Origin of the sequence: Iodobacter sp. (assembly GCF_025352645.1) — a bacterium.
Classification (GTDB): Bacteria; Pseudomonadota; Gammaproteobacteria; order Burkholderiales; family Chitinibacteraceae; genus Iodobacter.
The window spans coordinates 1-11163 of the sequence record NZ_JANXSO010000019.1; the positions used below are offsets into that span (position 1 = coordinate 1).

Below are 11163 nucleotides of genomic sequence, written 5' to 3' on the forward strand. Positions count from 1 at the left end.
GAACTCAGGCAAAGACAAGCCTTTTTGCATCTGAATGCCATTGATGGGCATGATCCACCTCCGCAAAGAAGAACGTTCGTTCACTTTACGCCGCGCGAATGGCTAAATCAAGGGCTCCTGAGCAAGAGACATAATCAGGAAAACATATAAAAACAAAACAACAGGCCAATATTCAACTACGCTTTGAAAAATATCCTTTGCACCAAACAAACTAATTAATAGCGAAATTAGTACGCCTCCGTATACTACCAGCCCTTTCTTTCCATAAAACAAATATGAAACAAATAACAATAACATAAGAAAAACAGGAGTTATATAATAAAAAACAGACTCAAAACCGAATACTCCACTAGCTACAGAAAATATCCCAATAACAGCCCCAATCCCCCCTGTAACACCAATAAACCACCATTTAAGCGCATTTCTAGCATGTGCTGTCTTTCCTCGCGAACAATGGGGATACAACGCTATCATCCGATCTTCAGGCCTCGCAATTGCCGCTAATTCAAAGCATGCCTCATTCCATTCGCCCACTACCTCTACATAGTCATCATTTTTAAATGGACTACACCATACCCAGCCTTTAACTTTAATATTATCAATTTCAAACTCTAAATAATCGGCTTCTTCTTCCATATCCGATGCGGATATGGCTGTGCCCATTGCCTGGCCGCTATTCCCTGCCAAAGCAGCCCCAATCGCTGCCATACCCATAACATTTTGATCATTTTCAGTAAAAAAGAAATTAGCGCGGGCACGTGTTTCTTTATAGTTTTTAATTTGACCACTGATTTTAATCACGCCAGGGGGTTTTTCTGATGCATTGCTGGTTTTATTCATTTTTCCTCCTTCTCTAAGGTAATATTAAGTGCTTCCTTTATGGCCGCTTCAAGGGCATCTTTCATCGCATTGCTATCTTGAAAAGCGCCTGGCTTATTATGCTTAATTCCAAACGGAGTAGCATCAAGCCATTTCTCCAGTGCATCATCGGTTACTTTCCAAATAATTAATTGAATGGTAAAAGCACCTACTGTTAACCAAAGACCTGCAGACATAAAGAAAATACGTGTAGCAATCACAGCCCCTGCACGTGCGCCCAAAGCACCGGCCAGATCTGCTGCTGCAACTTGACCTACTCCTCGTAAAATAGGCGCTGCATACGTAAAGGTACTTGCCCCAGTTGTCACTGCAGAAACAAGCCCTACGAGGCCCTTTGAAATATATAGCCATTTCAATGCACCATGCCCTTCTTGTGCTGCTTTAGCAGCAAAGGTGAAATCGACGAATGCCCCAATACCACCTGCTACTGTGCTCAACCCACCACCAAGTAATTTAAGCTTCTGGAAGGTTACGCTCTCCGCCCCTGTGCTTAATGCATTTTTAAGCGGTGTTCCTGCTAAATCTACCAGACCGGCAGCCAGCGAAATAGCAGAGGCCGCAATCAAAGCCTGGGTACGAAGGTCATCATGATAAAACGTCATGATGCGACTAAGATTAACCCCTTCAATTAAAACCACCAGCAAGGTTAGGCGCATGTCTTTTAGTGCTAGGGCATAGTCCGTCGGCTTGTTTTTTTTAAAGTTACCCCATGCTTCGCCCAACACCTTACCTTGGCTCCTCCTAAACCCAGCCTCCCGTTTTAAGATCTCTTTTGTTGTTAATGGAGCAATTGGCTTTGGAGCAGCATTTTTAGCCTGCTTACGTAAAACATCCGCTTTATATTGTTCTTTAATCAATGCCTGTGCATCACTAGGGGCAACTAATGCCCTGGTGCTTAAGATCATTTGAATGTATTTTTCACCCAAAAAATGCCCTGCATTACTTAGGGTTGCTGGATTGGCTCCTTTTGCAAAAAGAGGATTAAATGCTTGCAATATCGCTGTGCCAGCCGTTTTAATAAATACATCAAGTTTACCGGTAGGGGCGGCTTTTAATGCAATACCAAAGGCTTTGGTGCCAGTTGAGCTTTTTGCTTTGGCATTTGTAGATTCTAGTGAGAGAGCTTTTTTATATACATCTGCTAATTTTTGCCCGGAAGTTAAGGTCTTCATTCCCTCTTTAAAATCTGCCTCGGTATAGGGGTGGTTTTTTTGTTCCTTGGCCAGCGATAAGTATGGCTTTAACTCGTTAATAATCTCTTTCTGATTTTGAGCAATTGCTCGATAAAGCAAACTGCTTTTATCGATATTGGTTTGTTGTGCCCAACTCTGTAATTTTATATTGCCAGACTGGCATGAGTTAATGCCTTGAATAGCTGCGCCAATAGCACATTCAAACTCGATACCATCACTAGGATTAGCCTCATGATAATCTTCTAATGTATCAATAAATAATGGCGCTTCTAACCATTTAATGAGGATTTTAGTTCGAGCGTCAGACAGCGCTTGGCTCTGGTCCAAAAGTGCTTGCTGCCTATTCTTAAAAAACGTATACCGGTCCTGATTAATATTATTTTCATACTTGGCCCAGCTTTGAGCGATTAATTTATCTTTACGCTCCATACTTGGACGAGCCCGCTCGCGCTCTATATCTGCCAACTCTTTATCCAAGCGTTGCTGGTTTTTATCTCTATTGAATTGAGCATATGCCATTTCTTTTCTGATGGCTAAAGAGCGCATAAGATTGCCATCGTTCGCAGAAGGGAGCTTCAACTCTCTATTGTCAGCTATTGCGCCAGTTTTATTTGAAAGAATCTCTTTTAAACTATTAATTGCAGTAAGACCATCAATTTCAAACTCCCGCTCAATGCCATACTGCACAACAAAACCAGCAGGATCACTTCTAAATCCGTTTAATTCATTCGCCGTGCCAATTGCATCCCACAAGGCCATAATTTGTGGCGTATTACTTCCCCCTGAGCTTTTTTTGGCGCGTGCCTGCATAAATTGCAAGGTCTCTGCGGCCATACCTTTGCGGTTACACACCCGGTAAAGCGTACTGACCATCGCCAATTTTTTTTCAAAAAAACTACCATCATCTTTACTAAATTCAGGCACTTTTTGATCATAAGGCAACTGAGCGCTCGAATCACGCTTGCTTTTGTACCACATGACATATACGGGTATAACCATATTGATCGAGTTGAAACGCGCCGAATCCCGCGCACCTCATTTCCTTGATCATTTAGCTCATAAACCAGTTCTATTGCATCACCGTCTTTAAAACCAGCTACTCGTGTACAACCTGCGTAAGGGATACCATTTATACTAAATGAATACATATCCACTTCATCTGCGCCACCTTCAGAGTTAGCAGAAGTTTGCACTGCCGCCGCGCCCATTCCAGCTATGGCGAAAACAATAGCACTCACCCCAGCCGCCTCCTTCATATAAGGACTGTAAAGTATATTTTGCTGGGCATGCACAATTTGTAAATTTTCAACAATTCCACAGTCTTTTTTTAGTTTCATTATTAAATCCAAACAGTAGAATATTGAAATATAAATTCAATACCATAAATCTAATGAATTTTTTCCAGTCCAAGCTATTTTGTTTTTTTACGGTACTCTTTACTAGATTTATGCAGGTCAACCCATTTAGGTTTTTCAAATCCAAATGCGGAAAACACTTCATTTGCACCTATAGAAAAACGATAAAGACGAGGAAGAATCCAACTAATTCCAACGGCAGTAGCAAGAAAAGGAAGTGATGAAAGTGCAACTAAATCATGAACGTGTATGGTGTCTAATGCCACGCAAGCAATTAATAATAGTGCAAATCCTCCAAGCAGAGAACATATCACCCAAAGCTTTAATCCACTAATAACTCCAGAAATACTACCACGACTCATATAGGGATATAACCAAATCGATCGGGTAGAGCTTCTACGCACCCCTAGCACTTCTGCTCCTTGTTCCCTATCTTCGTAAACCAATTCAATTTCGTCACCATTTTTAAAGCCAACTACTCGCGTACAACCTGCATAAGGGATACCATTTATATCAAATGAATACATATCCACTTCATCTGCACCTCCTTCAGAATTAGCAGACGTCTGCACTGCCGCACTCATTCCGGCTACAGCAAAAATAATAGCACTTACACCTGCGGCTTCTTTCATGTGCGGGCTGTAAAGTATGTTTTGCTGAGTACGCACAATTTGTAAATTCTCAATAATTCCACGGTTAGTTTTTAGTTTCATTTTTAAATCCAAACTGTAGTCAATTTAAATATAAATTCAATACCATAAATCTAGTGCATTTTTCCCAGTCCAAGCTATTTTGTTTTTTTTACGGTACTCTTTACTAGATTTATACAGGTCAACCCATTTAGGATTTTCAAATCCAAATGCAGTAAATACTTCATTTGCAGCAATAGAAAACCGATAAAGGCGAGGAATGAAAAATGCAAAGCCGACTGCAACAATAGAAAATGAAACAATTGGCATTAAAATAACTTCATCAATGCTCAAAAACCCCTCTCCTGTAATTGCTCTAGTAATGCCACCTATAAACAAAATGAATCCTCCTCCCCCAAGGCTAAAATAAGTCCAATGCTTCAGCGCTCGAATCACGCTTGCTTTTGTACCACATGACATATACGGGTATAACCATATTGATCGAGTTGAAACGCGCCGTATCCCGCGCACCTCATTTCCTTGCTCATTTAGCTCATAAACCAGTTCTATTTCATCACCGTCTTTAAAACTAGCTACTCGTGTACAACCTGCATAAGAGATACCATTTATATCAAATGAATACATATCTACTTCATCTGCACCACCTTCAGAGTTAGCAGAAGTTTGCACTGCCGCTGTACCCATTCCGGCTACAGCAAAAATGACTGCACTTACCCCCGCGGCCTCTTTCATATGCGGGCTATAAAGTATGTTTTGCTGGGTACGTACAATTTGTAGATTTTCAATAATTCCACGGTCCGTTTTTAAGTTCATTTTTTTATCATGAAAACTAGTGATTGAATAGTATTCAATACCATAAATCCAATGAATTCTTAACAGTCCAAGCTATTTTGTTTTTTTTACGAAATGCCTTTGTAGTTTTATGGAGATCAACCGATTTAGGTGTTTCGAAACCAAATTTGGCAAACACTTCACTTGCTGCAATAGAAAATCGATAGAGACGAGGAAGCATCCAGCTAACACAAATAGCAATAAGTGCAAAACTAATCAGAGTAATATCTACCGCAACATGAACAGGAAGAGTGCCGCTCCATGCCACCATGGCAAACAATACAAAACCCAAAGAAGTCACCGAACTAAATAACAACCAAAGCTTAACCCCACTAATGATACCTGCAATACTGCCACGGCTCATATACGGATATAACCAAATCGATCGAGTGGAAGATCTACGTAGCCCTAACACTTCTGCTCCTTGCTCGCGATCTTCATAGACTAATTCAATTTCATCGCCGTTTTTAAATCCTGCTACTCGTGTACAACCTGCATATTGCACACCATTTATATCAAATGAATACATATCCACTTCATCTGCACCACCTTCTGAATTGGCAGAAGTTTGCACTGCAGCTGCGCCCATTCCGGCTACAGCAAAAATGACTGCACTTACCCCCGCGGCCTCTTTCATATATGGACTGTATAGTATGTTTTGCTGGGTACGCACAATTTGCAGATTTTCAATCATTCCACTGTCTGTTTTTAGTTTCATTTTTAAATCCAAACAAATTCAATACCATAAATCTAGCGCATTTTTTCCCGTCCAAGAAACTTTGTTTTTTTTACGAAATTCATTACTAGTTTTGTGAAGATCCATCCATTTAGGGTTTTCAAATCCAAACACAGAAAATACTTCATTTGCTAATAATGAAAAACGATATAAGCGAGGAAGAAATATTGAAAAACCAATGGCTGTAATCAGAAACACTGCGATCTGCATGAGAATAATTTTTTCAAAATCTACCAAACCTTTACCTAGAGCAAAATTGCCAACTGTTATTCCAACGAATATAAATCCACCTCCTCCAAGACTAAAATATGTCCAAAGCTTTAATGCTCGAATTACACTTGCTTTTGTACCGCAAGACATATAGGGGTATAGCCATATTGATCGTGTTGAAGCCCGCCTTACTCCATACACCTCATTGCCCTGTTCATTTTTTTCATAAACAAGATCAACTTCATCCCCTTCTTTGAACAAAGCTTCTCGTGTACAGCCTGCATACTGCACACCATTCATCATAAATGAATACAAATCTACGTCATCTGCACCAGCTTCAGAATTAGAAGAAGTTTGCACAGCTGCAGCGCCCATTCCCGCCACTGCAAAAATAATAGCGCTCACACTAGCAGCTTGTTTCATATGTGGACTATAAAGTATGTTTTGTTGAGCGCGTACAATTTTTAAATTATTAATAATTCCAGTATCTTTTTTTAATTTCATTTTTAGACCCCTACTGCATAAGTGGCTTTATACAACATTTTATTTTGAGTTTTCAATGTCCAGTTTGGATCGCGTTTCAAACCAAAGGCACATTTCTCACACCATTCTTGCAATTCATTATCAGTCAGTTGCCAAATTAGCAATTGAATACCAAGCGCTACAATATTAAATGTTAACCCCAAACCCATTAATATGGCACGATACATTAATAATCTTTTCGCGGCCGCAGCAGCTAATTTGGTCACTGATGCTTTTGCGGCATTTTGTAACGCTTGGCGCTCAACCGCCGCAGCAAGCCAAGGACCACAATAAGACAATGTGCTTAGTAAATTAAATATACCTGCAAGGCCCCCAAAGATTACATTAGACATCGCCAAATAATATAAATTAACTTTCTTTGCACTGCCATACTTATCCGCATCCATCCATGACGTGGCCACACCTGCTAGTGAAGCAATTCCACTCAACATCCCCCCAAAGAATTTAAGCCTTTGGAAGGTATATGAAGACTCTTCCAATGCACCTTTAACTACATTGGCATACACATCAGTAGCTGCCGATGCCAGCGAAGCCACGCCAGCAGCTATCGTAATCATGGATTTACTATCGGCCTTGGCAGAGTAGCTGCACTTAGCAAGGTTAAATGCCTCAAGCATGGCGACTACCATTGCTAAACGTGCATCTTTGGCGGCATTAAATCGCTTATCTTTACCCGGCACATCGGCATTTTCAGCGAGTTTGCTCCACTTTTCTTGCAATACAGCGGCATTAGGCCGTAGTTTTCCGCCGTCTTCCATTGCATTGGCAAAGACCTCTGCCGTTTGTATGCGGCTTAGCATCGCTTTACGATCAAGGTTTTCACGCAAAGCTTGTTCTTTCACCAAATCGAGCACCGCATCGACGTGCGCTCCAGCCCGAAGAAGAAATAAGCTTTGAAATACTTTTTCTTTAACCACGCTATCAATCATTTTAGCTGCAAAGCTGTGGCTTAAAAGCCTGTCGCCCGTTGTAGCAAAAATCCCTAAAAAGCCAAACAATTTGGCTTCTTTCATTGCCCCTTTGGAGCCTGCCGCACGCAGATTAGTATTTTCAAATGTTTGTGCTTTTTTATAGAGATCCGCTATTTTATTCCATTTGATATTCGCCACAACGCTGGCCCAAGCTACGGGTGTAAGCACAATATTGCTGCCTGCTTTGGCTTCTAGCAGTAATTTATCAATTTCTGGAATGGCTTCTTTTTGATTAAGTGCAAAAGCGCGCCAGAGTAAATTGCTTTTAACACTGGCTTTACCTTCCATGATCCAAGCATCAATTTTGGCTTTGCCTGATTTACTGGTGCCCATACCTAGAATGGCATGGCTAATCACCTCTTCAAATTGCACACCGTCTTTAATATTCGAAGGATGAAAATCTTCTAAAGTATCGATAAACAGCGGGGCATCCAGCCATTTCAACAAGAGGGTAGTACGTTGCTCAATTAGGGCATCAGCTTTGCTTAGTAGAGATTCCAGATTATTATTAAATGTATTAAAAACATTTGGATCGATCTTTGTACTGTATTTGTCCCAGCTATGGGCCATTTTAAGTTTTTTATAATGCTGTGATTGTTCTGAATTGGCGCGTCTATCCTCTGCCTCTTTAGCCGGAGCATCTCTTTTAGCGCGCTCGGCTTCAATCGCCGCTAGCTCTTTATTTAATTTGGCCTGATTATGATCATCGTTAAATTGAACATTCGCTGCGATCTTTCTTCTTGTTAGATCTGGATAGTTTTCTAAAGAGCCCGCGCGTTTGCCGGGAAAATGCCTAGCTTCCGCCTCTGCCTCTGACCCAGCTTTATTTGAGAGTGCCTTTTTCAGCCCTTCAATAGAGCTCAAGGTACTAAGCTCCAGCTCCCTTTCAGTAGTGAATTGCTTCATTAGTCCGGCAGGATCACTTCTAAATCCGTTTAATTCATTCACCGTGCCAATTGCATCCCACAAGGCCATGATTTGTGGCGTATTACTCCCCCCAGCGCTTTTTTTGGCGCGTACCTGCATAAATTGCAAGGTATCGGCAGTAGCACCTTTACGGCTACACACCCGATAAAGCGTGCTGACCATCGCCAGTTTTTTCTCAGAGAAACTACCATCATCTTTACTAAACTCAGGCACTTTTTGATCATAAGGCAACTGAGCTGAGGAAAAGCCTGGGCTGTATTCCATGATACTTTCTAGTGCGGCTTGGCTGGCTGGGCTGCTATGCGGATTTTTTGCTCCAGCGGCCATGGCTTTGGGGTCAATGGCTTGCATTCTGGCGCTGCGTAGCTTGGCATCGCTGCCATATTGCGCCAAGGTTTCATCGCTCCATTTATGTTCGCTAAAAGCAATCCATGTAGGGCCGCAATCGTCTGGACGATCAATAATCAAGTGGTGCAAGCGGCTATTACTATGGCCTGCAGTTTGGCAAGTAATGCTATCTTTAGGCGCGGAAGCGGCTTTGGGGGTGGGCTGTAGCAGTAGTAGGCCATCTTCGGTAACGGTGTAGCATTCCCATTGCTTTGCGCCACGGGCGTTTTTTGAGTAGAACAAATACACGTAGCCTGCGCGTAAAGTGCGTAAGGCATAGTGAAAATCACTGCCTAAAGCAATATCTTTAACCCTTGTGCCTTCCGCCCAAGCAGGCAGTTTTGCTGCTACAGACGTAGGGACGACGGCATAACGTACCGGCATAATGGGTAAGCCACTGGCTTGGCATGCTTTACATAGCTGACTCATGCTTTGGTAATTTCCTAAAAATTGAAAGGCAAATGCCCTATGTAAAACTAGAAGGTGTTTGCGGCGATGCTTTGCCAGTCGCTGTCACTCAGCTCTGCAACCAAGCCGCCGTAATAACTATCCGCCTGCCGCGCTGCAAGGCATTTTTGCAGCAGAGGGTGGCGATCAAAAAACGGGTGGATCGTGAACGCATGTTGGGTAAATAGCGCTAAATCTGCATCGTCACTAAAGCCTAATAATCTGGCACGTTTGATGGCAGCAAAGCCAAGCTCATGTAGATGATCCAACTGCTCTATTTGCAAATCGGCGTTTTGCGCCAGATAGGCCAGCAGCGCCTGATTAAATGGCGCGATAAGGGCGATATCCTGCCAAAGCTGGCGGCCCCATATATCAGGTGTGCCCTTGTTATTGCCCGCATCCGGCTTGATTTGCAAAGCAATCAGTTGGCCGTTAGGTGCAATCAGGCTCCAACTAGCCACAGGGCCGAGTAAGTATTTTTGCTGTTCATGATTCAGCAGCGGCCATAAGGCCCAGAGTACGGCAGGATCATGCAAGCGCAGTAAGTGCTTTCCACCTAAAGGAGAGAAGCGGATCATTTGTTGGCTGATATGTAAGGCCGCTTGCTTGGCATCTCCCGTAATCTCTAACCAACCCGCAACTCTGCGGCCATTGCCTTCGGCAATTAAATCTGGTGAGGCTTCTTGCAATGCTTGCTCGATACTGGGTAAAAGATGCTCTGCATTTTTGCCGGCCAATGGCAACCAATACGGCCGCATTTCTGGGTTGAGCGAGCGATGTTTTAAAGGCACAACAAAACCCTTTAACTTTGCCGCTTCATCTAACTGCAATTCTTCATCCGAAAGCGCCCTGTGGCTGTAATCTAATGCAAGGCAAAGTTGTTTTTCTGCCTGCAACTTATCGCTTAAGCACTGCAAAACTGCCGTAGCATGGTTTGCTATGGTTTGATCCGTCATTTTTTGAATCCCTTAGCTTAAGCGCACAGTGGCCGCTTGAGATGCAGCGGCGGCATCCATACTCTGCTCGCAGCCTTTGGCAAACTTGGGTAAGGGTGCATTTAGGCTGGTTGGTCCACTCATATTGTGATTAGCACCTTTCACTGTGACAGTGCCTGGGCAATGAATCTCGATATTGCCGCCTTTGAGCCGGATATAGCCGCCACCCGCCGTAACTAAAATTTCATCTTTAGCCGAAATGCTGATCAGCCCTTTGCAAGCCGTCACTTTTAGGTCTTTATCGCCAGTGATTTCAATATCGTCGCTCTGCGCTTGCAGCTGAATCTTGCCTTTGGCAGCGATCAGTTTTAGCGCAACTTTATCTTTTACCCCAGCTACAAATAGGCTGATGTGTGATCCCACGTTGTGTATCCAGCGCCGGCCAGAGGTTTGATTGGTGTCGCGCTGCGCGACCAGATCTAAGTTGGTGCCAGCTGTAATCGTCTGGCTTTGTGGGCTGGTGATGGCAACGCCGTCTTCACCGTGCAGCAGGATGATATTCTGCTGGCCTGATTGGTCTTTAGATTTGCTCTTGCCGTCTTTATCAGTGTTGCTGCCTGCTTCAAGGCTTTTGCTGGCGTGTACGTGATGATAAAGATGGCCGGTGCTGGCTTTGCTGCCGGCACTATTATCGGCCTCAACGGTTTTACCCTCGTCGCCGGTTTCTACGGTGTCGGCAAGCTGGTTGGTAGCCGTTTCGCCTAGGCTTTGGGCGAGTGAAAATGCTGATTCAAGTTGGCTTTGGGCGGGTGTGTGATCGAGTTGTTTGCCAGATGCGCCATTTTTGGCTTCGGTGCTGATCAGCAAACCATTGGCGCGGATTGCGCCTTGATTATCGGTGCGCAGCTCAAAGCCTTCACCGCGAGCTTCACCTTTTCCATCGGTGCGTGGATGGATCAGATAGCCAAGGTTGAGCTGAGTTTTACCGTGCTCGCTAGATAATCTAGTGCGGACTTCGCCTTTGGTATCATCAAACAGCAGCTCGCCGTATTGGCCGCCTTCATGCTCTTTGGTTTTGATGCCGGATAGAGTCTTGTTG

Annotated in this window: 9 protein-coding genes; all 9 read right to left on the reverse strand. The window is 43.3% G+C overall.

The window, feature by feature from the left end:
* Positions 1–102 precede the first annotated feature (102 nt).
* Positions 103–840, reverse strand: coding sequence for a putative type VI secretion system effector (locus Q0R17_RS02395; RefSeq protein WP_293931792.1), 738 nt, complete (start codon positions 838–840; stop codon positions 103–105).
* Positions 837–3050 (reverse strand): T6SS effector BTH_I2691 family protein, encoded by a 2214-nt coding sequence (locus Q0R17_RS02400; protein ID WP_293931794.1) that lies wholly within the window; start codon positions 3048–3050, stop codon positions 837–839. The genes Q0R17_RS02395 and Q0R17_RS02400 overlap by 4 nt, the downstream gene beginning before the upstream one ends.
* 433 nt (positions 3051–3483) lie before the next feature.
* Positions 3484–4140, reverse strand: coding sequence for a putative type VI secretion system effector (locus Q0R17_RS02405; RefSeq protein WP_293931796.1), 657 nt, complete (start codon positions 4138–4140; stop codon positions 3484–3486).
* A gap of 36 nt (positions 4141–4176) precedes the next feature.
* Positions 4177–4890 (reverse strand): putative type VI secretion system effector, encoded by a 714-nt coding sequence (locus tag Q0R17_RS02410; protein ID WP_293931798.1) that lies wholly within the window; start codon positions 4888–4890, stop codon positions 4177–4179.
* A gap of 34 nt (positions 4891–4924) precedes the next feature.
* Positions 4925–5626: a putative type VI secretion system effector gene (locus Q0R17_RS02415; protein WP_293931800.1), complete on the reverse strand. Its 702-nt coding sequence runs from the start codon at positions 5624–5626 to the stop codon at positions 4925–4927.
* A gap of 18 nt (positions 5627–5644) precedes the next feature.
* The gene (locus tag Q0R17_RS02420) at positions 5645–6358 is read right to left on the reverse strand and encodes a putative type VI secretion system effector (RefSeq protein WP_293931802.1); all 714 of its coding nucleotides are present in this window, start codon (positions 6356–6358) and stop codon (positions 5645–5647) included.
* 2 nt (positions 6359–6360) lie between these two features.
* The gene (locus tag Q0R17_RS02425) at positions 6361–9111 is read right to left on the reverse strand and encodes a T6SS effector BTH_I2691 family protein (RefSeq protein WP_293931804.1); all 2751 of its coding nucleotides are present in this window, start codon (positions 9109–9111) and stop codon (positions 6361–6363) included.
* A 47-nt stretch (positions 9112–9158) separates the two neighbouring features.
* Positions 9159–10085 carry a DUF4123 domain-containing protein gene (locus Q0R17_RS02430; RefSeq protein WP_293931806.1) on the reverse strand — a complete coding sequence of 309 codons (927 nt, stop codon included), beginning with the start codon at positions 10083–10085 and terminating at the stop codon, positions 9159–9161.
* Between the two features lie 12 nt (positions 10086–10097).
* Positions 10098–11163: type VI secretion system Vgr family protein (locus Q0R17_RS02435; RefSeq protein WP_293931807.1), on the reverse strand; the 1066-nt coding region annotated here is incomplete at its 5' end.